This is a genomic window from Vibrio kasasachensis (assembly GCF_050337565.1).
GTDB classification, from domain to species: Bacteria; Pseudomonadota; Gammaproteobacteria; order Enterobacterales; family Vibrionaceae; genus Vibrio; species Vibrio kasasachensis.
Window position 1 is genome coordinate 351,063 of the sequence record NZ_JAKJTB010000012.1, and the last position, 23,221, is coordinate 374,283.

Genomic DNA, 23,221 nt, shown 5'->3' on the forward strand with positions numbered 1-23,221 from the left:
CAATGGAATTATATAAACTAAGCGTCTGGTTTTAGTAATTCAAAAATAGTTCGTTAGATCATGAGTGAATCTCGTCTCTTTCTACCCCACTTACAATTTCTAACCAAAAACACTTTGATAATTAAAGATATTCAACGTCAATGTGACAATTATTAGCTTATATCCAAATTATGGCCATCGACTGTGAATTTGATCGAAGAACTTTTTCTAGAAGATAGTTTCTTATCTTTCGCGTGGTAGTGTCTTTTTATCAATATTTCGAGTAGTTCGAGTCTCGAAAGGTATCGCAAGGAGCATAAGATGCCAGAGGAGCTACATGGCTAGCAAACAACATTCACTGTATGAGGCGATTAACTCCGTGCTCTTGATCCGTATCGCTTATATCGCGGCTATTGGTCTGATCACCTTTACCCTCATTACAGAGCACGAACTGGTAGGTTTGTCGTATGTTCTGTTTCCAATAGGGATGTCGATAGCGCTATTTAGCAAATCACCTAAACGTCGAAAGTTACTGGCTCTGCTTTCATTTTTACATATTCTCATTGGCGGGCTTATTGAGCCGCTCGAAATTGATGCTATTGAAACATCTTTTCTACTGTTGCCTCTTTGTTATGTCGTCCTTTTCCCGAGTACTATTTGGCCCATCGTTATTGCATTTTTACTTATCTCACACTACTTCCTAAATATTCCAGCCGGTGAGTTTTGGGAGCTGGCGGACGATTCGATTAAGCTTCTGCTTATCACTACCTTTGCTACCATTATGACTCACTATAAGCTTAAATTTGATGAACAACTTGGTGTTTATCGAAATGAAAGTTTAAGCGATTTTTTGACCCAGTTACCTAATCGACGTGCTTTCTATAAATACATCGATAATCACGCTGACTGTAATAATCGTAATAGCGATTTCATTTTGGTCAAGATTGATGTCGATAACTTTAAGGACGTTAACGACTCCTTTGGACCTCAGCAAGCCGACATTCTGCTGAAATTTATTGCCACTCGTCTCAAGCAAGTTGTTGTCAATAAAGCTGAACTATTCCGCTTAGAAGGCGATGAATTCGTCATTGTCATCGCTGAGCGAGCTGACGTCGACCAGCAAGTGGATGGTATTGTACGCGAACTTTCACGCGCAAATCGCTTCCATTTCGAGCTTGATCGCGGCTTCTACCAAGTCACGTTCTCTATAGGCATCTCTTCACTTCGCAAAGCGACCAACAATCGTGATATTTGGCTGAAGAACGTCGATGTCGCAACTCAAAAAGCCAAAAATACCGGTAAGAATAGAGTTCGCTGGTATGACGAATCTTTACTCGATGAAACTATTCGCGCTCATCAAATTGAAGTTGAACTTGAGCAAGCCATCCGACTCAATCAGTTTGTTCTCGTTTATCAACCAAAAGTCTCCGTTAGGGATGAACGTGTAAAAGGCGCTGAGGCACTTATCCGTTGGGAACATCCCAATTTAGGGACCATTAACCCCTTTGAGTTTATCTCTATTGCAGAGCAAACTAAGCAGATAATCATGATCGGTCGCTGGGTGATCAAAACAGCTTGTGAGCAAGCAAAACAGTGGTATGACGCGGGTACACCTATTCAGATATCAGTGAACGTTTCCACAGTACAGTTTGCCCATGATGACCTGTTCACTTACATTCGTCAGGTATTAAGACGAACTGAACTGCCTTCATATTTACTTCAAATTGAAATCACTGAAACGACATTGATGAAGGATACTGAACGAGTAACTAAAATCTGCCGTCACTTACAAGACGAAGGAGTAACGATTGCGGTTGACGATTTTGGTGTTGCTTATTCATCACTCAATTACTTAAAACATCTCCCTATCGACGTATTAAAAATTGATAAATCATTTGTCGATGATTGCGTCAACGAGCACCACGACCATATGTTAGTTCGAACTATAGTGCAATTAGGGCATAACATGGGGAAATGGGTGATAGCAGAAGGCGTCGAGCACGAGGAGCAACGAAGATTGCTACTTAGTGAAGGCTGTGATGATTACCAAGGTTATCTCTTTTCGAGACCTATCTCTAGCGTTGAATTTGGCGAAAAATTTGTCGTCAAAAAGTGTATAGAATGTAAAACTTAACCACTATCAATCTTTCTGAATTGCAGAAGTATAAAAAGGGGGCATTCGCCCCCTTTCGGTTTTATTGCAAGTAAGCGTTAAGCATCCATAATAGCTTTTCTTGTTCACGGATGTAATCACCCATCAATGCAGCGGTGCCTTCATCTTCACTGACACCAGCTTGTTCTAAAATTTGACGCTGTTTGGCTAGCAGTAAACTAAAACCACTGACTAAGCCTTCAACACATTCATAACCCTGGGTTGCATTTTCGTGTTCTTTTAACTCACTGCACTCAAGGTAACGAGTAAAACTGTGATTAGGCGTATGACCCAAGGTTAAAATACGTTCAGCTAACTCATCAATTTTCGTCTGTAAATCCGTATAGATTTCTTCAAACTTAACGTGTAACTCAAAGAACTGCTGACCTTTAATATTCCAATGGTAACCACGTGTATTCATGTAGAGCACTTGGTAATGTGCCAATAGTTGATTAAGTTGCTCTGCAATTTGGGCTGACTTTTCGCTATTAAGACCAATTAAATTTACTTGATTAGACATATAAAACTCCTAACTAAACATGGGGAAATGACCGTTTCCACTCTGTTATTTCTCTATGCCGTTAGAATACCTACCGATAACAAATCGGTAAAAACGTTTGAATCTATACAATCAATCGGCAATAACTATCATGTGTTAGGTGAGAAAGCTCGAAGATCTAACTCAATCGGATCTCCTAGCCAATAAACGTACGCTGTGTGATCTAAGTAGTCATCACCTGTTACCGCATGAATAAGTACCGAATGCCCACCACGTTGAGCTTCAAGCCAGTCTATTGCTTGATCAAACTGCTGATGATTGAAATCAATCTCGAAGCTCCACATTGTATGCGGACCAACTAGCCTTTGATTGAATCGTCCCACAAATAAACATAGTGTTTGATTAATCTGCTGGCGAATCTCAGCAGCTCGATCACTGGTATTATGGTCAAAATAGACATGTGCGTGGTAGTTTTGATGGCAATTAATCGGATAGGTCATATCATGGCTTCAGTTCTAGTGACCACTCAGTTTAGCAGCATCTCACCCTATACTCTGTGATACTTACATAAATTACATTTGTGTGACCTAACTCTATGAACCTTATCGAGAGCAACCGCAGTAAAAGATATTATTACTCAAATAACCTCGTTTCATGTTATTTGTTCCCGAATAACAACGTCATTTGAGAGGTACCAATGGCAACTATAACAGATGTGTGTCGTAAGGCTGGAGTTTCAAAAGCCACTGTATCTCGCGTAATCAACGGTACAGGGCAAGTACGGCAAAGCACGCGAGAAAAAGTTGAAGCGGCGATGGAGGAGCTCAATTATCGTCCTAGCTCCCTAGCCCAAGCTCTCGCCAGCCAAAGTGGCAATAGTATTGGTCTGGTCATTTCTGATTTTACGGGTGGATATTTTGGTAACCTTTTACAACAAGCGTCTGTCAGCGCTGATCTAATGGGCAAACAGCTCTTGTTTGCTGATGGTCATAATAATGCTGAGGGCGAATTGAAAGCGGTGCATTCTCTCGTCGACAAAAAGTGTAACATTATTGTGCTCTACAGCCGCAAGCTTTCCTGTGAACAAGTCATCGCGTTAAGCCAGTCCATTACAATTCCGATTGTAAACGTGGGTCGTTCACTACCAAAACATGCCGGATTTTCAATCTCTTTTGATCAATCTAATGCGGTTGAACTCGCGGGTACCCACTTAATTGAATTGGGTCACAAACGGTTGACTTACCTTGGACCTGAACCCAACACGCCAACTTCGACTCTCAGATTGAAAGGCTTTCAACAACTTATCCAAGCACATGCCGCACAAGGTGTTGAGGGAAACGTTCTTCAATCTGCATTTGGTTTTGAAGAAAGCTATCAAGCGACCAAACGCTATTTGTCCAGTGAACAAACATTTGGTAGTGCCATAGTAGCTGCCGCGGATGATATCGCCATCGGATGTATTAAGGCGCTGAGTGAGCACGGTATTCGAGTTCCCGACGATATCTCAATTGCAAGTATCGACAACGATGCTTGCTCATCATTTATGCAACCACCATTAACAACCGTACATATACCAATTAAAGCGATCACCGAACGCGCAATGGAAGTCGCGAAACAACTCGTTGAAACGGGGATCCCCCCTGTCCCGGAAGTTTTCAAAGGTAGCCTAATCATTCGAAAATCTGCCATTAAAATCTAAATATCAATAACTTATACGCTGCAATTGCAACCATCATGAGTGGCGTATAAGTTACCTCTCCCCCTCTCCTCAAAGTAAAACTTGATCTAGCGAACACATTTTTTAGCCAATTACGACAAATTCGTGATATCTGACGCACGCATGTAACCGGTTTCTGTAACCGGTTTCCGTTGCGGATATATTGTTTAATAACTGATTAACGTCAATAAAAGGAGCAGCAAAATGAAGATTTTTCTTTGTTGTGCAGCAGGAATGTCTACCAGCATGCTGGTAACGAAAATGGAAAAAGCAGCTCAAGCTAGAAACATTCAATGTCAAATCTCCGCACACTCTGTCGCTGAGTTTGAAGAGTGCATTGTTGAATGCGACGTTTGCTTGGTTGCACCGCAAGTTAAATTCAAATTTGAGGATTTCAAACGCGAAGCCGAGGACATTGGCAAAAGTTGTGGTCTCATCGATATGATGAGCTATGGAATGCTCAACGGAGATGCCGTACTCGATCAAGCAATTGGCTTGTACGAATCACGCTAAACAAGGACTGGGGGTTAATATGTCAATATTTGATACAACTATGAGGTTCGTCGAAAACGTCGTCGCACCGGTTGCAGGCAAAGTGTCTGCACAAAAACATGTCATTGCCGTAAAAGATGGATTTGTTGCGACAATGCCCTTCTTAATTGTAGGTTCACTACTACTCGTTTTAGCTTTTCCACCTTCTGATTCAGGCTTCTTTTTTGAAGGATGGCATGCACTGATCAATGCTATTGGTTCAGACAATATCATGGCACCTTTCCAAGTGAGTATGGGTATATTTGCCGTTTATGCTTCTTTTGGTATTGGTTTTAGCCTAGCAGAATCATACAAGCTAAGACCAATGAACACTGGCATGCTGTCAATGTTCGCCTTTATTCTTGCTGCCGCACCAATGGTAAGTGTCGATATTGGTGGGGTTCTTCCGGGAGCTTACTTAGGTGGTGCTGGAGCTTTCACCGCTCTTCTTTGTGGTCTATTAGTTCCTGAGATGCAACGCCTACTGATCAAATACAATATCCGCATCAAAATGCCGGAAGCAGTACCACCTAAGATTTCTGCTTCATTTGATCTGCTTATCCCTATCGTTTTCATTTCCATTATTGTCGTTGCGATTAACACTCTTTTAGCGCAGCATGATCTGAAAATTCCATCCGCAATCATGGAAGTATTTAAGCCACTGGTTATGGCTTCTGACTCTTACTTTGCAGCTCTACTTGCCGTAATGCTGATCCAATTACTTTGGTTTAGCGGTATCCACGGCGGATCTGTTGTTGGTGGCATTATCGCTCCTATGCTACTAGTGAACTTGGGGCTAAACCAAGAAGCACTGGCCGCGGGTGAGCCTCTACCTAAAATCTTTGTAAACCCATTAGTCGACTTCTTCGTCTTCGTAGGTGGCGCAGGTGGAACATTTGGTTTAGTGCTACTGATGATGCGCTCAAAAGCAACGCAGTTAAAAACCATCGGTAAGATGTCGGTTGTACCGGGTATGTTTAACATCAACGAACCCGTTATCTTCGGTACGCCAATTGTAATGAACCCTATCTATTTCATTCCTTGGATTGTTGCACCGTTCATCAATACCACTATTGTTTGGATGGCGTTCAAAACTGGCTTCGTGGCAAAAATCATTGCGCTTCCACCATGGACAATGCCGGCACCAATTGGTGCAGTGATGTCTACCAACTCCATCACTGCCGCTGTTGTTGTTCTCACTTGTTTAACAGTCAGCGTTGTCGTTTTCTATCCATTTATGAAAATTCATGAGAAACAACTACTCGCCGAAGAACTCGCGCAAGCAGAAAAAGTATCACCAACAAAAGCAAAAGAGGAACAGCTTAATGCAGTCCGCAACTAGTGAAGAGCTTGAAGTTACTGAAGAGTTCTTGATGACACTACTTTGTTATGTCGGCTCCGCGCGCTCCGCTTTTCTGACAGCGATGCGCTCGGCGCGAAACGGAGATTTTGCTCTAGCTGAAGAACAAATAGCAGAAGGTGATCAAGCGCTTAAAGACGTGCACAAGTCGCAAACAGAATTAATTGGTTACGACGAAGGCGCTGGTAAAGTTCAAATGACCTTGATCCTCACCCATATTCAAGATCACATCATGACAACCATGTTATGTCGTGAAGTGACTGAAGAAGTAATCGCTATTCACAGAGAATTGAAAGACTTGAAAGGAACAAAATCGTGAAAAAACGCATATTCGATTACACTGCGGAAGACTTCCGTTTAGCGAATCGCGAACAGTTGGTCGATGCAATTCGACTCTCTGAAGGGCGCACCGTCATGGTTGAGAATGTTATCTCATTGATGCCGCCTATCGATATGGTTTCAGGACCTGAACTGGCTGCTGCTTTCGGCGCAGACATGATTACACTCAATTGCCTTGATGTATTTGACCCTAAGATTCGTATATTGTCCGAAAATCCAGATGAGCATATCACTATTGAACAAGTGAAAACGCTAACTGGACGATTGGTTGGTTGTAACTTAGAACCGATTCCTGAAGGTGTTACTCACCTTGCCATTGGCAGAACTGTCACAGAACAAACAGTAAAACAAGCCGTTGAGATTGGTCTCGATTACGTAATGTTAACCGGTAACCCTGGCAATTGCGTATCACAAGAAACCATTCTCAAAGCCATCACCCTTGTGCGTAGCATTGCACCAGAGATGCTGATCGTCGCAGGTAAAATGCATGCAGGTGGTGTAGGCAATGACTACGACTTAAGCATTGTCTCCGCGTTCGCAGAAGCCGGTGCTGATGTGATGATGTTCCCTGCAGCCTACACTACCCCTGGGGTAACACCTGAGCTATCGCACCAAATGATGACGGCGGTACACAAAACCAATATGCTCGGCATGCTCGCTATAGGAACTTCTCAAGAAGGCGCGACGGAAAGCTACATTGAGCAAGTTGCAATAACAGCGAAAGCAGCAGGTGCAGATATTGTTCACATTGGCGATGGCGGTTATAGCGGAATTGCTCCACCAGAGAATATCGTCCGTCTAGGCTTAACCTTACGTGGTAGACGTCACCAATACAAACGTATGGCAAATCGCCGATAACCAAATAGAACCGACGGGCTGGGACCAAGCACTCAGTTGTAATAGCTCAGCCCTTTCATTCCTTTGTCCCACTCTCTCATTTGAAAGATGAGGGGCAAAACAACGAGTCCTCCTTATAAAAGCTATTTAGCTTAGCCCCTTGCACTGCTTGGGGCTCTTTTTGAATAGTCAACGATACATATTTGAACCCCCTCTCGTTTATAACATGTCAACTCTCCGCCTCTCCCTTATCAAAAACATGATCTCTATTACATCGTTTTTAATTGACAATTAAAAATTAGTGATATCAGACGCAAGCATCTATCCACCCTCTGTAACCCCTTTTCCTCATGGCTATATTGAAATTCAACTATCACATGAAAAAGGATCTGCATATGAAAATATTTCTTTGTTGTGCCGCAGGAATGTCTACCAGCATGCTGGTAACAAAAATGGAGAAAGCGGCAGAAGACAAAGGTATCGATTGCCGAATTTCTGCTCATTCCATTGCTGAATTCGATGAGTGCATTGTTGAATGCGATGTATGTTTGGTTGCACCGCAAGTTAAATTCAAATACGAGGATTTCAAACACGAAGCCGAAGCAATAGGTAAATGTTGTGGTCTCATCGATATGATGAGCTATGGAATGCTCAACGGAGATGCCGTACTTACTCAAGCAATTGATTTGTACGAATCACGCTAAATAAAGATTGGGGGTTAATATGTCAATATTTGATACAACTATGAGGTTCGTCGAAAACGTCGTCGCACCCGTTGCAGGCAAAGTGTCTGCACAAAAACATGTCATTGCCGTAAAAGATGGATTTGTTGCGACAATGCCCTTCTTAATTGTCGGTTCTTTGCTACTCGTTTTAGCTTTTCCACCTTCTGATTCAGGCTTCTTTTTTGAAGGATGGCATGCACTTATCAATGCTATTGGTTCAGATAACATCATGGCACCTTTCCAAGTGAGTATGGGTATATTTGCCGTTTATGCTTCTTTTGGTATTGGTTTTAGCCTAGCAGAATCATACAAGCTAAGACCGATGAATACTGGCATGCTGTCAATGTTCGCCTTTATCCTTGCTGCTGCGCCTATGGTGAGCGTCGATATCGGCGGGGTTTTACCCGGAGCATTCTTAGGTGGGGCTGGTGCTTTCACCGCGATATTGTGCGGCTTGCTAGTACCTGAGATGCAACGTTTACTGCTCAAATACAACATCCGAATTAAAATGCCAGAAGCGGTGCCACCTAAGATTTCTGCCTCATTTGATTTGCTGATACCTATTGTATTTATCTCTATCATTGTCGTCACAATTAACACACTATTGTCTCAGCATGACTTACAAATCCCATCAGCAGTTATGCAGCTCTTTACCCCACTGGTTATGGCTTCAGATTCTTATATTGCAGCCCTACTTGCGGTTATGCTAATTCAATTGTTGTGGTTTAGTGGTATTCATGGTGGCTCAGTTGTTTTCGGTATCATTGCTCCGATGTTGTTAGTTAACTTGGGAATGAACCAAGAAGCATTAGCCGCTGGTGAACCTCTACCTAAAATCTTTGTAAACCCATTAGTCGACTTCTTCGTCTTCGTTGGCGGCGCGGGTGGTACATTTGGTCTAGTGCTACTTATGATGCGCTCGAAAGCAACGCAGTTAAAAACCATCGGTAAGATGTCGGTTGTACCGGGTATGTTTAACATCAACGAACCCGTTATCTTCGGTACGCCAATTGTAATGAACCCTATCTATTTCATTCCTTGGATTGTTGCACCGTTCATCAATACCACTATTGTTTGGATGGCGTTCAAAACTGGCTTCGTGGCAAAAATCATTGCGCTTCCACCATGGACAATGCCGGCACCGATTGGCGCTGTAATCGCGACCAACTCGGTAACTGCTGCTATTGTCGTACTACTTTGCTTAACTGTCAGCGTAATCGTGTTCTATCCATTTATGAAAGTACATGAAAAACAGCTGCTAGCAGAAGAACTTGAGCAAGCAAAAAAGGCTTCTTCAACTAAAGGAAATGAGGGTAATCTTGATGCAGTTCGAGGCTAGCCAAAATCTTCAAATTAATGAAGAATTCTTAATGACGTTACTTTGCCACGTCGGCGCTGCACGTTCATCTTTCATTACCGCGATGCGCTCAGCGCGAAGCGGTGACTTCACCCAAGCCGAAAAGTTAATAGCCGAAGGTGATCAAGCATTGAAAGATGTGCACAAATCGCAAACCGAGTTAATCGGTTTTGACGAAGGGGCTGGTAAAGTTCAAATGACCTTAATCCTGACACACATTCAAGATCACATTATGACGACCATGCTATGTCGTGAGGTGACCGAAGAAGTGATTGCTATTCATAAAGAATTGAAATACTTAAAAGGACTAAAATCGTGAAAAAACGTATATTTGATTATACAGCAAAAGACTTCCGATTAGCCAGTCGCGGTCAGTTAGTTGAAGCCATTCGGCATTCAGAAGGCCGAACTCTAATGGTTGAGAACGTTGTTTCATTCGCACCACCGGTTGATCTTGTTTCAGGCCCTGAACTAGCCGCCGCTTTTGGCGCAGACATGATCACGCTCAATTGCCTTGACGTGTTTGACCCTAAGATTCGTATCTTGTCCGAAGATCCTAATGAACACATCACTATTGAACAGGTAAAAGCGCTGACTGGGAGATTAGTTGGCTGTAACTTGGAACCGATTCCTGAAGGTGTTACTCATCTTGCCATTGGCAGAACGGTTACCGAACAAACCGTAAAACGTGCCGTTGAGATTGGTCTCGATTACGTAATGTTAACCGGTAACCCTGGCAATTGCGTATCACAAGAAACCATTCTTAAGGCCATCACTCTTGTGCGTAGCATTGCGCCAGAGATGTTGATAGTCGCAGGTAAAATGCATGCAGGTGGTGTAGGCAATGACTACGACTTAAGCATTGTTTCCGCGTTCGCAGAAGCCGGTGCTGATGTGATGATGTTCCCTGCAGCCTACACGACGCCGGGGGTAACACCTGAGCTATCGCAACAAATGATGACGGCGGTACACAAAACCAATATGCTCGGCATGTTAGCGATAGGTACTTCTCAAGAAGGCGCGACGGAAAGCTACATTGAGCAAGTTGCAATAACAGCGAAAGCAGCAGGTGCAGATATTGTTCACATTGGCGATGGCGGTTATAGCGGAATTGCTCCACCAGAGAATATCGTCCGTCTAGGCTTAACCTTACGTGGTAGACGTCACCAATACAAACGTATGGCAAATCGCCGATAACCAAATAGAACCGACGGGCTGGGACCAGTACTCAGTTGTAATAGCTCAGCCCTTTCATTCCTTTGTCCCACTCTCTCATTTGAAAGATGAGGGGCAAAACAACGAGTCCTCCTTATAGAAGCTATTTAGCTTAGCCCCTCGCATTGCTTGGGGCTCTTTTTAATCAAATCATTCCTCGCTCGACTGCATACTTGGCAAGCTCTGCTGTGCTATTGAGCTCAAGTTTGTGTTTGATATTTTGCCGATGAGTTTCCACGGTACGGTAGCTAATATCTAACATCGAAGCGATTTTTTTACTGCTATAACCTTGCGCCACTAACTTAAGCACCGACTCTTCCCGGCGACTCAATGGGTTCGGTTTATCAGAGGCTGGTATATCGCCTTGAGAAAACAGTGTTTGTGTGACGGACTCACAAAAGTATGTCGACCCTTGCTCAACGGTTTTGATTGCTTGCACCATTTTCTCTGCTGAAATTTCTTTAAGCATGTAACCTACAGCACCAGATTGCATGACTTTCATAATGTATTCGCGATTATCATGCATGGTGAGCATTAACACCTTCACTTGCGGGCATTCTTCTTTGATTATTCGCGTCGCATCAATACCATTCATCAAAGGCATACTGACATCCATCAGCACCACATCAGGCAGCATTAGCTTTACAACTTCTATCGCCTCTACACCGTTACTTGCCGTCCCTATCACGTCGAAATCTTGCTCAAGGCTCAATCGAGCGATGAAACCGTCAAGGACGACTTGATGATCATCAACGATAACCACTTTGATCGGCTTATCCATAAACTAACTCATCCAATTGAAGTAATACGGTAATTTCGGTGCCGAATCCGGGTTCACTTTCCAGTTCAAAGTCACCGCCAATAAACTCTACTCTCTCGCGCATATTGCGTAAGCCTATCCCTGTTTTTCTCAATGTAGCTCCGACATCAAACCCTACACCGTCATCACGAATTATTAGTTGTAGCATGTTACCCATCTGCTGCAAGATAACAGTCACTTCATTAGCTTGAGAGTGTTTTTCAATGTTAGTTAACGATTCCTGAGCTACACGATATAGCGTTGTAGCAACTTCTGATTTTAATCTATTACAACTGGTATCAAATGCCGCTTCAATACTTAAGCCGGAATGAGCACGAAAGTCTTGCAATAATGTATTTAGCGCGGCTTCTAATCCGATATCATCTAATGCACTTGGCCTCAATTTATGAGAAATATGACGAACTTCATTAATTGCCATCATCAATGATTGCTGGGAATGAGCTAAATGCTGTTTTTGCGCCTCATCAGCGAGCTTATTCGCCAACAATTCTAAATGGCATTTGCTAGATACTAAAAGCTGATTGATACCATCATGGAGCTCTCTCGCTAAATGTTTCTTCTCATCTTCTTGAAACATCACCGTTTTGTGAGCCAGCTCTTTCAAACTACGATCAGCGATGCGATGTTCATGTAGATTAACCGCTAGCGTCACAACGACAATGACCGCGACAGTCACCACTACGATCACAATCAATGAGAAAAACGTGGTTTCTATGTTTTGATCAACCGCACTTTTTAGATTTGCCACTTCCTCACTAACATCTTCAATATACAGCCCTGTGCCAACCATCCAATTCCATTTATCTAACCAAGCGGCATAGCTAAGCTTAGTGACTGTCTCGCCCGTTGAGGGTTTCTGCCATAAGTATTGATGAAACCCACCTCCGTTTTGCGCCTTATCGAGCAGCGCAACAATCAAGTAATCGCCATTGTTGTCCTGAATGTTGATTAAGTTTTTTCCTTGAAGCTCCGGCATGACCGGATGAACAAGATTGGTACCGCTTCTATCATAAACAAAGAAATATCCATCTGTGCCGTATCTCAGTTTCTCAATAATGGCTTTAACCTGTGCTTTCGCCACCTCATCGTCCAGACGAGTATCGTCATACAAATGCTTTATCGCATCTAGCGCTAGATCGACACTATCTCTAAGCGCTGTCTCTTTCGATTTAATTAGACTAGAACGAAATATCTCCACTTCTTTATCGCGAAGCATTTGCGCCTGATAAACAGAAATCCAACTAGTACTGATCGTCACAAGCAATAGTGGAAGTAAACTAAGTAAAATGATCTTAGCTTTAAGAGGCATCCCTTTCCCCTAACATATTGTATTGATGCAAAAATAAAGCGGCTTACTAAGGTAAGCCGCTTTACTGTATCATTTACATGACATTAACAATAATCACATGATCACATTCCGTAAAATCCTGGGAATACCAAAATAGTTGCGAGCACCGCTATCTGAATAGCAATAAAGGGCATCACGCCTCGATAAATGTCGCGGGTTGTGACACCTGCTGGCGCAACCCCTTTAAGGTAGAACAAACTAAAACCAAATGGGGGCGTAAGGAATGAAGTCTGTAAATTCATCGCAACTAGGATCGCAAACCAAGTCATGTTAATGCCAAGTAGCTCCGCAACAGGGGCAAGAATAGGCACAATGATGAAACAGATCTCAACGAAATCAATAAAGAAGCCAAGCACCAATATCACCAACATTGTGATAATTAGGAAGCCCCATTTTTCGCCTGGGATTTGCAGCATCCACTGTTCAACTAAGTGATCACCACCTGTGTAGGTAAATGCCATCGAGAATGCAGTCGCACCAAGTAAGATAGCAAACACCATTGCTGTTACTTTTACCGTTTCTTTCGACGCCTCATAAACCATGCGCCAGCTAAACTGCTTATATAGTAACGCAAGTACAAGTGCGCCAGCCCCACCCAATGCCGCTGATTCAGTTGGCGTAGCCACGCCAGCGAAGATAGAGCCAAGTACGACAACAATCAGTGCTAATGGCGGAATAACCGCTTTCAGTGCATTAAAAACTTCTCGCTTACGGCTAATACTCTCATCTCGTTCAATCGGTTGTGCCGCATCAGGATTCATCTTCGCGTAGATAAGAATATAAACAACGAACGCCCCAACCAACATAAGACCAGGCCAGATAGCGGCTTGGAACAGATCGCCAACTGGAACGCCTAATACGTCACCAAGTAAAATCAGTACAATCGATGGCGGAATGATCTGCCCCAATGTACCTGACGCACAGATCGTGCCGCAGGCTAAACCTTTATCGTAGTTATACTTGAGCATGACTGGCAATGAGATAAGCCCCATGGCGACAACCGATGCACCCACAACCCCTGTTGATGCCGCAAGAAGCGCACCAACAAGGACAGTTGAAATTGCAATACCCCCTCGCACACCACCAAACAGTTTCCCCATTGACTCAAGCAACTGCTCCGCCAATCGAGTTTTCTGTAAAACAAGCCCCATAAATACAAACAGAGGCACAGCCATCAATACTGTGTTTTCCATGATGGACTGAATTCGATACGGCATGAAAGCAAACATATCGAAGCCTTCTGCCCAAACACCGAAGATAAGTGCGATACCACCAAAGGTAAACGCAACTGGAAACCCTAGCAACAATGCAAATAGGGCAACAAAAAACATTACAATACCGACCATTTGTTGCCTCCTACTTCTCTACTGTTGTGTACATAAGGTGGGGATTAAAAATTCGGTTAAGCGAATGAAGAACAAGTCCAATACCGCTTATTGACATAAATAAAAATGATAATGGAATCATACCTTTAATAATCCAACGGTATGACAAACCACCCGGATCACCTGACATTTCGTTCAGCGCGTAACTTTCTTTGGCAAAATCGATACCATACCAAGCAACCAGTAGGCAAAAAGGGAGGAGGAAAAAGACGGTACCGAGTAAATCGATTATTGCTTGAGCTTTGTTAGATAGTTGCTCGTAAAATAAATCCACACGAACATGACCACCAGCTTTAATCGCGTATGGTACACCAATCAAAAACACAGCAGAAAATAGGTGCCATTCCATCTCTTGGAACGCAATAGACACATCATTGAACACGTATCGCATCACGACATCGTACACAACATTACAAAGTAGCAGGATAAATAGGATGCTAGAAAGCCAGCCTAGTAAATCCCCGAAACGATTAAATATCCGCTCTATATATATAAGACTTCTCATTCCTAACTCCATGGAACTTCAAAAGTGCTCCACTCGGTCATGAGACCGGTGGAGCTTATATACCCAAGTGACTCCTGCAGGAGATTTCTCAGGTATAGCTTTTCTTGGGCTTCGTGTGACTGTGTCACATCTTATACTTGTATTATTCAGCTTGGCTATTTAGGTACGCACGGTGTGAAATGTTAGACCATGGGCGAACCTGTTCAATATAAGCCGCTTGCGAATCTTGAATTTTCTTCGCTAGCTCATCTTTTGCTGCGTGCTCTGCAAGTAAACGTTCATTCGCTTCACCTAGTGCAGAAATCACTTCAGCAGGGAAATCCTTCACTTGAACATTTGGATATTCAGACTGAATAGACGCCCAGTTCTTACCACTTTCGTGCTTAGATTGAGTGTACATATCGTATGCAGCCGTCTTCATCGCGACTTCCAAAATGGATTGAAGATCCGCAGGTAAACTTTCCCAAGTACGTTTGTTTACCAAGAACTGAAGTTCTGTACCTGGCTCATGCCAACCTGTGTAGTAATATGGCGCGATTTTGTGGAAACCCATACGTAGGTCTAGTGAAGGTCCAACCCACTCCAATGCGTCGATAGTACGACGCTCTAGTGAGGTATACAGTTCACCTGGGGCAATATTGGTCGGTTTTGCGCCTAACTCAGCAAGGATTTCACCCGCAAAGCCTGGGATCCGCATTTTTAGACCTTGTAGATCATCAACAGAATTAATTTCTTTTTGGAACCAGCCCCCCATCTGTGTATCAGTGTTACCACCAGGGAATGAAAGTAAGTTATGTGGTGCGTACACCTCTTCCATCAACTCCATACCACCACCGTGGTAGAACCAAGCGTACTGCTCTGTCGGCAACATGCCGAATGGCATAGAAGTAAAGTAGAGAGTGTTAGGAACTTTACCTTTCCAGTAGTAAGACGCTGAGTGACCAAGGTCATACTGACCTGACTTCACCATATCAAACACACCAAGTGGCGCTTTGTGTTTGTTTGAAGAGTCAATGGTAATAATTAGGCGACCATCTGACATTTCCTCGGCCATTTTCACCATGTTTTTAGTTGCATCACCAAAAATTGGGAAGTTTGGTCCCCAAGTTTCTGCCAGTTTAAGCTTGAAAACTTTCGCCGGCTGTACTTCTTGTTGCGCAGTCTCTTGCTTGGACTCTTCACCACAACCGACCAACGCGACTGATGCCGCCAGTGTTGCAATGCCTAACTTTATTTTTCCATCTAAGAATGAATTTAATGCTCTCATTATCAGGTCCTTTGTTTCAATAAGCGTCCTTGCGACACTGTTCAAGAACAGCATCGCTTATTCAAGAGCAATAAAAAATCGGCGTGAACACTGACAAATTTAACAGACCCATTTGATTAACTAGCATTAAACTACGTATATATACGTAATCCATTCGCTATAAAATATATATCCGATTGAATTTATGATTGAAATTTCAGACTATCGAAATACAGTTGAGAGAATAAATACTTACGTAGATGTCGCGCGGGAAGTTTGCAGATATTTTAAATATTGTGATATAGACGTTTCTATTATGTATATTTATACCCAAGTAACCTCAAGATGCTTAGTTCAGCGAGAGTTGTTAGGTTTGCAGGCAAGGCGTCGATTTGAAAATCTAGTCGCTCTAAATTAAGAATCGATAACCTAGTATGCGAACCTAACAAACTCGCCCTTCGGGAGCCTGTCACTGGAACCATTTTTTCGTCAAACAACTCGGAAATAGATCGCTATTCCACGTCGTTGTTTTCCTTGAACTGGAACCAGTGACAAGGCTCTGAATCCTGAAGTCACTTGGGTATATCCAAACATAAAAAAAGACCCCAGCAAGTGGGGTCTATAAAGAATAAACATTAACAAGCGAATTAAAGCGCTTTATAAATAACCTTGTTGCCAGCTAATTGTTCTTTCACAACTAGATTCTCTTCTAGTAGCTTTTTAAGCGCGCCTGTTGCCCAAGAAGCGGCTTTGGCTTCTTCTTGTCCAGCAACTAGGCCGATACCTTTCGGATTGATGCCGTCAGTATTACCAACAACGATATCTAGTACTTGTTGTTGCTTCGGAGTTAGAGCAACGTCAGATTGTTTAGCTGCAACGACTTTCTTCGCTGCTGGCGCTACAGCGACTTTCTTCTCAACTACAGGCTTAGCTTTTTTAGTTGCTTGGATGTTCGCAACTGTCGCTTTAATGTGCTTTTGCAGTTTCAGTTGCACTTTGCGCTTATGAGCAAGTCTCATCGAGTGTTTCTCCATTTCACTGCATACCGAGCAGTGGTCAAAATTTGAAGCGCGTTTTATACCAAAAATTTGCGATTAATGACAGGAAATCGATATATTTCTGCGACAAAAGCCTGCGGTAAGTTGGTGGAAGTCTACAAAATAGTCAATATTTACAATGATCGATTTTTCTCACATCAAGGACAGATTTTTTACATCATAAGGTTGAGAATGGGAAGTGAATGAAAACCGCACACTTATACAATCACCGGCTTAAAAGCTTATCGTTAACCCAACCTTGGGTGTTTGTTACGATTAGCATTACCGTTATGGCTATCGTTTGGTTTTCAAATAATTGGCAACAATTGATCATCGGAATACTGGTATTGATTGCCGCCTTCTATGCACTCAAATTGCTCATCCGCCAGTCAACAGTTGCTTACACACTAACGCTCAGTCATTTTCAACAACACTTTGCTAAAGGCGGGTGGGTAGTCTGTTGGAATAACGTTGTTAAAATCGGTATTTGTCAGCACCACAATGATGGTTGGTATCAACCACTACCTTGGATAGGCATCAAGCTTAAGCAATACCCGCCATATTTAGACAGTATATGTCCGCGTATTTCATCTGAGATTTTGTTGGGGCAAAGAGCATTATTGTATCTTGGATTCAAGCAAGAAAACCAAATCTCACGATTTGAGGATGCAGTGTTAAATTCTCGTCCTTTCCATGCTCAAAATGGGCAAATCTACACTGGTTTACAAGCCATACTTGCCAATCGAATGGCATATCAGAGAACATTTTATGATTACGATATATTTATCTCAACTAGCGATCTTGATAGACCGGCAGAGGAATTTGTTGGCTTAATGCGCCGCTACTTAGCCGCTTCGACACAGCAGCCTAATAAAACAAAAGGCCGCGAAAGCGACCTTTAGAATAACTTTAATTAAGCGAAATTAGTAAAGCGGCATTTCGTCAGCAACAAATGGGTTAGAGACGCGTTCACGCCCAAACGTTGATTCTGGACCATGTCCCGGCACAAAACGAACGTCGTTGCCCAATGGCCATAGCTTGGTTTTGATAGAGGTGATCAGTGTATTAAAATCCCCTTTAGGGAAATCCGTACGGCCAATACCGCCATTAAACAAAACGTCACCAACGAACGCTAGCTGCGCTTCTTTGCTAAACAGCGTCACGTGACCCGGTGTATGCCCAGGAGTATGGATGACATCCATAACTTGGTTACCAAAGCTGATCGTGTCACCATCGTTGAGCCATTGATCGGGTTCAAATGCTTCGGTTAAAGGGAAACCAAACATTTGGCTTTGTCCTTCTAAACCTTGTAACCAGAAGTTATCCTCTTTATGAGGGCCAACAACACGCTTACCATCCAGTAGCTCAGCCAGCGCCTGTGTACCACCCACATGATCTAAGTGACCATGTGTCAGCACTAAACTCTCGACTTCTACACCTAATTCTTTTATCAATACCGCTAGTTGCTTCTCGTCACCACCTGGATCAATGACGATCCCTTTCATTGTCTCATCGCACCATACGATAGAACAATTTTGAGAGAAGGAGGTGACAGGAACTACCTGATACTTCAAAGACATAGAAAAACCTTATAAATAGCGAATCTGGCTGAACTATGCCACGATAGCTAGCTAACCTCAAGAGGGTTAGTTATCGCCGATGCAACGGTTAAGACCAGTAACGGACTGGACCAGTGTCCACATGAATAAAGCCACTGCTTGGATAATATCCAACCCCACCGGCTTTAATCTCACGAGCAATATCGCGCACCTTTTTGAGGTTCACGCCGTCTAAACGAAAGTCGATGGCTTGACCCAGCATATGGTAACTCTTTTTGGCTACACCACTAGAGCGAGCCCGCAAGGCATTGTTGGTTGCTGGTGATCGATAGCCTGAAATAATTTGAACTTCAGCTTCAACTCCCAACTCTGCTTGAATAAGCGAAATCTGGTCAAAAAGATGTTTATCCATCTTATGTACTTCATTACGTCTGAAATCACGACAAATTTTATCAATACGTGTCATTTCATTGAGTAGATATTTACTGCCATCAAAATAGCGCGTTTCTAATAACTCTCCCGTGTGCACATTACTCAGTGCCAGAGAACGAGCGAGATCTGGATAAGACGCTATCGCGATACTCGGAGCGCAACTCGCCACCGCTAACCCACTACCGGCTAACTTAATAAAATTTCTACGTGATACCTGCACTTTAAATAACCTTCATAACTTTATATGGATTTCGCGCTGCGAGCGACACTACCGAAGTCTGTTATGAAGTGCAAATGCATAAAACGTGCTAAGAAGTCGTCTAAATGACAGGCTTAAAGGTTACTTCTTGAACTAATTAGTAAATTATTTATAAAATATTAAATGCAAAGAATTGTAAAATTTTCCGTCTTGTGATGTTTACCTCGAGATCAACGATCTAAGTGGTAAACATCTTCCCTATACTGCACCACTCCTCCCTCTGCCCATGCCGTTTGGTAGATAATATGTACAGGTATACGCGTTCTTAACGGAATCGCTTTATTTGACTGGTTTCCCGCTTGTTCCATCCTTTCTACGTTCAAGCCTTGATTTTCCAGTAACAATATCGCAAATCTGTCCGCATGCTGCACACGGACACAGCCTGAACTAAACGCACGTGATTCTTTATCAAACAAATGCTTACTTGGCGTGTCGTGTAAGAATATTGCACGTCTATTCGGTGTATTAAATTTATACAAACCTAGCGCATTACTCTCCCCTGACATTTGCCTCATTCGATAAGGAAACGCTTTAGGGTTCGTTCCTTGCCAATCAACTAAGCTTGGATTGACAAATTCAGTTGATGTCCAATTAGGGATTATCTTGATGTTTTTCCTATCAAGGTACTCTGGATCTTGTTGGACTTGCGGGATGATATCCTCAACCATGATTTTCCACGGCACATTCCAGGTTGGATTAACAATGATCGAATCGAGCTTTGTCGTCATTACTGGTGTTTGCCGCGATATTTTTCCCACAATCACTTGAGATTCAAATACCGCCTCTCCACCATACCAATACGTTATCTGATAACTCGGAACGTTAATCACAATCAACGTATTTCGTTGCTCTGGCCAAATACGTGTTCGCTCGGCGTTGATAGCGATCATTTTTAAACGGTCATCACTGCTCTTGTTCAACCATCGCTTGGTTTTGGGACCAATAATACCGTCCGGCTTAAGACCATGCATACGCTGAAACTGCTTGATAGCAAATTCTAACTTAGTATCAAAATAGCCAACATCAGGGTTGATTCCATTGACCTCAACATCCACTTTTTGTAGCCGTAGTAACAGAGATTCACGGTTTTCGATTATATCCCCCACCCGCTTCAGCTGAGTATCTTGAGTATAGAGCGACAAAATCTCATCGCGCTCACTCGCAATCCGTAAATACGTTTTGATCAACGAGTGGTAGCTATCTGAATCGGGCGTATAGGAGTCAATCAACGCCCCCAATTGTTGTGATTGAATTGAGGCACTAAGAGATGCCATAGCTTGAACAGTTGGGACCGGTAATGATTGCATGATTCTATTGTCGAAAAACCATTGCTTGCCGTGTTGCTTGGCGAGTTCAGCATAACTCATGTACGCGATCATGCTATCTGTCGCTAGTAAATCGTACTCATACCAGCGATTACTCTTGCGATAAAACCTCAACTTACTCAACTGTTTGGAGAACAGCGGGCTCACATCAGCAACATCAATCAATTCCAATTGAAATTCCAATTGGCTGCTTTGCTGCAAATCAAACCAAATCAGTTGTTTACCATTATTACGGTATATATCTTCGACAAGTTGGTAATACTGCAAACCAATTGCGTTCGAATCACCTGCCTTGACCCAACCAATATTTTCGAAATAGCTCGTGCCCCAAGCCAGAGGAGCCTGTAGGGCTAAAACAAAGAGTAGGAGGCTTCCTCGTAACATCATTCTGTACACTTTTTTTATATCATAAAACTAAGTATGGCAGAGTATTTTCAATTACTCGGATTTGTTTAACTCATTATCATTCTAAGAAATTGAATTACCGGATATTTAACTAATAGCACTCCAGTGATTATCCCATTGAATAGCAGTGAAAATTGACGATTTTTCCCTAGGCTGAGATTGTGACAATACCGAACCAGAACCCGAACTCACCGCAAAATGTCCATCTCTCGCGACAACACCAGAAGCATCTGGTAACGATGATATTTCAACAAGATTACCAGTTTGTTTTGACCAGATCCCATAACAATTACCTCGTGGAGAGGTCGCAAGGATCCACTCTTTAGTTGCGGCAATACTGGCAATATAATGATTAAACCGGGCCCATTGCTCAGGTTCCGCCTGAAGTGGCACAAGATCCCCCCCAGCTTGATGCATAGCCAGCAGCGGCGGATATTCATCCTCTTGCCCGCGATACTGCTGCCCACACAGCACGGTTTTGTCGCCATCGTGTGCTAAGTGACGAATACTCAGCTGTTTATCAGAGAGTGTTTGTTGCTCTATCACTTCACCATTTGCCGATAAATAGCTAAGACTTGGTCGCATTGAATCGAGGTTTAGTGGTGTACGACCGTTGGTATGCACACCTCCAACGCCAACCACTAAAGTGTCGTCAGGCATGATAATCACTTCATGAGGTCCCAAACCAAAATTGGTGAATTCAGTTAACTTCTTATAGCCATCTGTTACATCATAAACACCGATAATTCCTCGACTGTTTGAGCGATCTCCTTCTGTGGCAAATAGCAGACGCCCATCATTCGAGTAAACTCCATGACCATAGAAATAGCGCGTACTCGCGGAATTGCGCAGATGAATAATCTCTCCTGAACGGAAATCAAACACCATAAAATAGGCACCCGGTCGACGCGCAAAGGCAACCGCATGACCTCGCATAGAATTCACGGCAATACCGTGACCACGACTAGGCAATGGCAGTTGTCGAATAGGTTTGCCATGCTGATCAGCGACAACCACACTAAAACGCTCACGACCGTTTAAAGCGCAGCCAATTAAAGCTGGTTTAGGCACCATCATGCTAGTGCAACCAAAAGGCAATATTGGTGCAGCTGCACCAAATAATGCTGCCTTAAGCAGCATTCTACGTGTGTTATCAGTCACCATCGGTTGCATTAAACCCTATTACGACACCTAATTCGAGCGCCACTTCTTCGTGAATAAGATAATTTAAATGCTCTAACTTGTTGTATTGTGCCATTACCATCCGATAGCCTTCTTTCGTTTTAAGCAAAGTAAATAAACTGCTATCCGTCGGCCATGTTTTCACGGTCAATTCAAATTGAGCGACAATGCGATCAGCTAAGCCGCCTTTATCCACCTGACGTAAACGCGCATCTAAGCCGCTACCATTGGCAAGATATAATTGCTGCATAGCGACGACATTCGCTTTTAAATTCAGCATTGATGTTTCCGAACGCCACGATTCAGCAAAATATGCACGTGGCTTACCAACCTTAGCTAACGGTCGGCTTAACTTCTTGATGCTATAATCAAGCTGATTCGACAATAAGGCGATATATTCAGAATCCCAATCCTTTTGTGGCAGTGTAATCCAAGGATTGCTTTGCCACGCTTGGGCAATTCGCCCTGCATTGTTGGCTAGATTTTGACTGATCGCGCCACCAAGTTGACAAGTATTTACATTAGTTTTGAAATCAGAAGCCGGATCATAGATCAACCATTCTAACGCTCCCATCCCCTGAACCGTAACACTCTGTTCGGCAATATCCTTCACTTGCCAAGCTGGATTGCTTTGGCGAAGTAATGCTGACATTTTACGACCCGTGGTGTTTTTCTTATCTGGCCAAAATTGAACATTCCAACTTTGTTCAAGTGCTGCTTGTGGTCCACGCTCTTGACCTTGCAGCGCCATCCAACTTGTCATGCTTGTGTGCCACATCTGAGCAACTACATCGATATCCTGTCCTGTTTGGCAATAAGCATTCACCGCCTGCACAAGTAATTGAGTCTGCTGACTGAAATGTCGAGCAGCCGCAAACTCAACTTCATAAACCCCTTGGCTAATGTGGTTGGTTTGTTGTGGAACAAGTTCTAGTTTCGAATTCGATTGGCAGCCAGCCAAAGCGACAGCAACTAAACTTATTGCAACCTTCGCTTTCATACACCAC

24 protein-coding genes are annotated in these 23,221 nt (G+C 43.0%); 11 read left to right on the forward strand and 13 right to left on the reverse strand.

From position 1 onward, the window contains the following. Positions 1-316: 316 nt before the first annotated feature. Positions 317-2,113 carry a putative bifunctional diguanylate cyclase/phosphodiesterase gene (locus tag L4C38_RS10410; RefSeq protein ID WP_428797475.1) on the forward strand — a complete coding sequence of 599 codons (1,797 nt, stop codon included), beginning with the start codon at positions 317-319 and terminating at the stop codon, positions 2,111-2,113. Positions 2,114-2,174: 61 nt separating this feature from the next. Here the strand turns inward: L4C38_RS10410 and L4C38_RS10415 are convergent, their stop codons facing one another. Both L4C38_RS10415 and L4C38_RS10420 read right to left on the reverse strand, forming a co-directional pair. Then, positions 2,175-2,651: a Dps family protein gene (locus L4C38_RS10415; protein WP_428797476.1), complete on the reverse strand. Its 477-nt coding sequence runs from the start codon at positions 2,649-2,651 to the stop codon at positions 2,175-2,177. A 128-nt stretch (positions 2,652-2,779) separates the two neighbouring features. Beyond that, positions 2,780-3,130 carry a DOPA 4,5-dioxygenase family protein gene (locus L4C38_RS10420; protein WP_428797477.1) on the reverse strand — a complete coding sequence of 117 codons (351 nt, stop codon included), beginning with the start codon at positions 3,128-3,130 and terminating at the stop codon, positions 2,780-2,782. Positions 3,131-3,327: 197 nt separating this feature from the next. Here L4C38_RS10420 and L4C38_RS10425 point away from each other — a divergent pair, with 197 nt between their 5' ends. The 9 genes from L4C38_RS10425 to L4C38_RS10465 all read left to right on the forward strand — a co-directional run bounded on the left by L4C38_RS10425 (position 3,328) and on the right by L4C38_RS10465 (position 10,693). Beyond that, positions 3,328-4,329 carry a LacI family DNA-binding transcriptional regulator gene (locus L4C38_RS10425; protein WP_428797478.1) on the forward strand — a complete coding sequence of 334 codons (1,002 nt, stop codon included), beginning with the start codon at positions 3,328-3,330 and terminating at the stop codon, positions 4,327-4,329. 222 nt (positions 4,330-4,551) lie between these two features. Further along, positions 4,552-4,860 carry a PTS sugar transporter subunit IIB gene (locus L4C38_RS10430; protein ID WP_428797479.1) on the forward strand — a complete coding sequence of 103 codons (309 nt, stop codon included), beginning with the start codon at positions 4,552-4,554 and terminating at the stop codon, positions 4,858-4,860. 19 nt (positions 4,861-4,879) lie between these two features. Next, the gene (locus L4C38_RS10435; RefSeq protein ID WP_428797480.1) at positions 4,880-6,220 is read left to right on the forward strand and encodes a PTS sugar transporter subunit IIC; all 1,341 of its coding nucleotides are present in this window, start codon (positions 4,880-4,882) and stop codon (positions 6,218-6,220) included. Next, the gene (locus L4C38_RS10440; RefSeq protein WP_428797481.1) at positions 6,204-6,557 is read left to right on the forward strand and encodes a PTS lactose/cellobiose transporter subunit IIA; all 354 of its coding nucleotides are present in this window, start codon (positions 6,204-6,206) and stop codon (positions 6,555-6,557) included. Before L4C38_RS10435 ends, L4C38_RS10440 begins: the two co-directional genes overlap by 17 nt. Next, on the forward strand, positions 6,554-7,435 hold the full coding sequence (locus L4C38_RS10445; protein WP_428797482.1) for a DUF7916 family protein: 882 nt from the start codon (positions 6,554-6,556) through the stop codon (positions 7,433-7,435). Before L4C38_RS10440 ends, L4C38_RS10445 begins: the two co-directional genes overlap by 4 nt. A gap of 374 nt (positions 7,436-7,809) precedes the next feature. After that, a complete protein-coding gene (locus L4C38_RS10450) occupies positions 7,810-8,118 on the forward strand; it encodes a PTS sugar transporter subunit IIB (protein WP_428797483.1) in 309 nt (102 codons plus the stop codon). 19 nt (positions 8,119-8,137) lie between these two features. After that, on the forward strand, positions 8,138-9,478 hold the full coding sequence (locus L4C38_RS10455; protein ID WP_428797484.1) for a PTS sugar transporter subunit IIC: 1,341 nt from the start codon (positions 8,138-8,140) through the stop codon (positions 9,476-9,478). Further along, a complete protein-coding gene (locus L4C38_RS10460) occupies positions 9,462-9,815 on the forward strand; it encodes a PTS lactose/cellobiose transporter subunit IIA (RefSeq protein ID WP_428797485.1) in 354 nt (117 codons plus the stop codon). Before L4C38_RS10455 ends, L4C38_RS10460 begins: the two co-directional genes overlap by 17 nt. After that, positions 9,812-10,693, forward strand: coding sequence for a DUF7916 family protein (locus L4C38_RS10465; RefSeq protein ID WP_428797486.1), 882 nt, complete (start codon positions 9,812-9,814; stop codon positions 10,691-10,693). The genes L4C38_RS10460 and L4C38_RS10465 overlap by 4 nt, the downstream gene beginning before the upstream one ends. A 163-nt stretch (positions 10,694-10,856) precedes the next feature. Here the strand turns inward: L4C38_RS10465 and L4C38_RS10470 are convergent, their stop codons facing one another. From L4C38_RS10470 to L4C38_RS10495, 6 genes are all read right to left on the reverse strand, one after another. Continuing rightward, positions 10,857-11,492, reverse strand: a complete 636-nt coding sequence (locus L4C38_RS10470; protein ID WP_428797487.1) for a response regulator — start codon at positions 11,490-11,492, stop codon at positions 10,857-10,859. Further along, positions 11,485-12,840, reverse strand: a complete 1,356-nt coding sequence (locus L4C38_RS10475; protein WP_428797488.1) for a cache domain-containing protein — start codon at positions 12,838-12,840, stop codon at positions 11,485-11,487. The genes L4C38_RS10470 and L4C38_RS10475 overlap by 8 nt, the downstream gene beginning before the upstream one ends. A 101-nt stretch (positions 12,841-12,941) precedes the next feature. Next, entirely contained in the window at positions 12,942-14,225 is a 1,284-nt protein-coding gene (locus tag L4C38_RS10480; protein ID WP_428797489.1) for a TRAP transporter large permease, read from the reverse strand. Positions 14,226-14,235: 10 nt separating this feature from the next. Then, entirely contained in the window at positions 14,236-14,769 is a 534-nt protein-coding gene (locus L4C38_RS10485) for a TRAP transporter small permease subunit (protein WP_428797490.1), read from the reverse strand. A 142-nt stretch (positions 14,770-14,911) separates the two neighbouring features. Beyond that, a complete protein-coding gene (locus L4C38_RS10490; protein ID WP_428797491.1) occupies positions 14,912-16,036 on the reverse strand; it encodes a TRAP transporter substrate-binding protein in 1,125 nt (374 codons plus the stop codon). 626 nt (positions 16,037-16,662) lie between these two features. Beyond that, positions 16,663-17,034, reverse strand: coding sequence for a MarR family transcriptional regulator (locus L4C38_RS10495; protein ID WP_428797492.1), 372 nt, complete (start codon positions 17,032-17,034; stop codon positions 16,663-16,665). Positions 17,035-17,255: 221 nt separating this feature from the next. Here L4C38_RS10495 and L4C38_RS10500 point away from each other — a divergent pair, with 221 nt between their 5' ends. After that, positions 17,256-17,954, forward strand: coding sequence for a DUF2982 domain-containing protein (locus L4C38_RS10500; protein ID WP_428797493.1), 699 nt, complete (start codon positions 17,256-17,258; stop codon positions 17,952-17,954). A 21-nt stretch (positions 17,955-17,975) separates the two neighbouring features. Here the strand turns inward: L4C38_RS10500 and L4C38_RS10505 are convergent, their stop codons facing one another. From L4C38_RS10505 to L4C38_RS10525, 5 genes are all read right to left on the reverse strand, one after another. Further along, complete coding sequence (locus L4C38_RS10505) at positions 17,976-18,632, reverse strand: MBL fold metallo-hydrolase (RefSeq protein WP_428797494.1); 657 nt, start codon at positions 18,630-18,632, stop codon at positions 17,976-17,978. Between the two features lie 88 nt (positions 18,633-18,720). After that, complete coding sequence (mepK, locus tag L4C38_RS10510) at positions 18,721-19,263, reverse strand: peptidoglycan L,D-endopeptidase MepK (protein WP_428797495.1); 543 nt, start codon at positions 19,261-19,263, stop codon at positions 18,721-18,723. Positions 19,264-19,472: 209 nt separating this feature from the next. After that, positions 19,473-21,011, reverse strand: a complete 1,539-nt coding sequence (locus L4C38_RS10515; RefSeq protein ID WP_428797549.1) for a L,D-transpeptidase family protein — start codon at positions 21,009-21,011, stop codon at positions 19,473-19,475. Between the two features lie 108 nt (positions 21,012-21,119). Then, a complete protein-coding gene (locus tag L4C38_RS10520; protein WP_428797496.1) occupies positions 21,120-22,205 on the reverse strand; it encodes a DUF1513 domain-containing protein in 1,086 nt (361 codons plus the stop codon). Next, complete coding sequence (locus L4C38_RS10525; RefSeq protein WP_428797497.1) at positions 22,186-23,214, reverse strand: imelysin family protein; 1,029 nt, start codon at positions 23,212-23,214, stop codon at positions 22,186-22,188. The genes L4C38_RS10520 and L4C38_RS10525 overlap by 20 nt, the downstream gene beginning before the upstream one ends. Positions 23,215-23,221 lie beyond the last annotated feature (7 nt).

Coding starts and splice junctions, on each gene's coding strand:
- L4C38_RS10425 (WP_428797478.1), top strand. CDS start 3,328: ATGGCAACTATAACAGATGTGTGTCGTAAGGCTGGAGTTTCAAAAGCC.
- L4C38_RS10435 (WP_428797480.1), top strand. CDS start 4,880: ATGTCAATATTTGATACAACTATGAGGTTCGTCGAAAACGTCGTCGCA.
- L4C38_RS10415 (WP_428797476.1), bottom strand. CDS start 2,651: ATGTCTAATCAAGTAAATTTAATTGGTCTTAATAGCGAAAAGTCAGCC.
- L4C38_RS10520 (WP_428797496.1), bottom strand. CDS start 22,205: ATGCAACCGATGGTGACTGATAACACACGTAGAATGCTGCTTAAGGCA.
- L4C38_RS10440 (WP_428797481.1), top strand. CDS start 6,204: ATGCAGTCCGCAACTAGTGAAGAGCTTGAAGTTACTGAAGAGTTCTTG.
- L4C38_RS10525 (WP_428797497.1), bottom strand. CDS start 23,214: ATGAAAGCGAAGGTTGCAATAAGTTTAGTTGCTGTCGCTTTGGCTGGC.
- L4C38_RS10450 (WP_428797483.1), top strand. CDS start 7,810: ATGAAAATATTTCTTTGTTGTGCCGCAGGAATGTCTACCAGCATGCTG.
- L4C38_RS10475 (WP_428797488.1), bottom strand. CDS start 12,840: ATGCCTCTTAAAGCTAAGATCATTTTACTTAGTTTACTTCCACTATTG.
- L4C38_RS10495 (WP_428797492.1), bottom strand. CDS start 17,034: ATGAGACTTGCTCATAAGCGCAAAGTGCAACTGAAACTGCAAAAGCAC.
- L4C38_RS10515 (WP_428797549.1), bottom strand. CDS start 21,011: ATGTTACGAGGAAGCCTCCTACTCTTTGTTTTAGCCCTACAGGCTCCT.
- L4C38_RS10485 (WP_428797490.1), bottom strand. CDS start 14,769: ATGAGAAGTCTTATATATATAGAGCGGATATTTAATCGTTTCGGGGAT.
- L4C38_RS10470 (WP_428797487.1), bottom strand. CDS start 11,492: ATGGATAAGCCGATCAAAGTGGTTATCGTTGATGATCATCAAGTCGTC.
- L4C38_RS10460 (WP_428797485.1), top strand. CDS start 9,462: ATGCAGTTCGAGGCTAGCCAAAATCTTCAAATTAATGAAGAATTCTTA.
- L4C38_RS10505 (WP_428797494.1), bottom strand. CDS start 18,632: ATGTCTTTGAAGTATCAGGTAGTTCCTGTCACCTCCTTCTCTCAAAAT.
- L4C38_RS10455 (WP_428797484.1), top strand. CDS start 8,138: ATGTCAATATTTGATACAACTATGAGGTTCGTCGAAAACGTCGTCGCA.
- L4C38_RS10420 (WP_428797477.1), bottom strand. CDS start 3,130: ATGACCTATCCGATTAATTGCCATCAAAACTACCACGCACATGTCTAT.
- L4C38_RS10480 (WP_428797489.1), bottom strand. CDS start 14,225: ATGGTCGGTATTGTAATGTTTTTTGTTGCCCTATTTGCATTGTTGCTA.
- L4C38_RS10490 (WP_428797491.1), bottom strand. CDS start 16,036: ATGAGAGCATTAAATTCATTCTTAGATGGAAAAATAAAGTTAGGCATT.
- L4C38_RS10410 (WP_428797475.1), top strand. CDS start 317: ATGGCTAGCAAACAACATTCACTGTATGAGGCGATTAACTCCGTGCTC.
- L4C38_RS10430 (WP_428797479.1), top strand. CDS start 4,552: ATGAAGATTTTTCTTTGTTGTGCAGCAGGAATGTCTACCAGCATGCTG.
- L4C38_RS10500 (WP_428797493.1), top strand. CDS start 17,256: ATGAAAACCGCACACTTATACAATCACCGGCTTAAAAGCTTATCGTTA.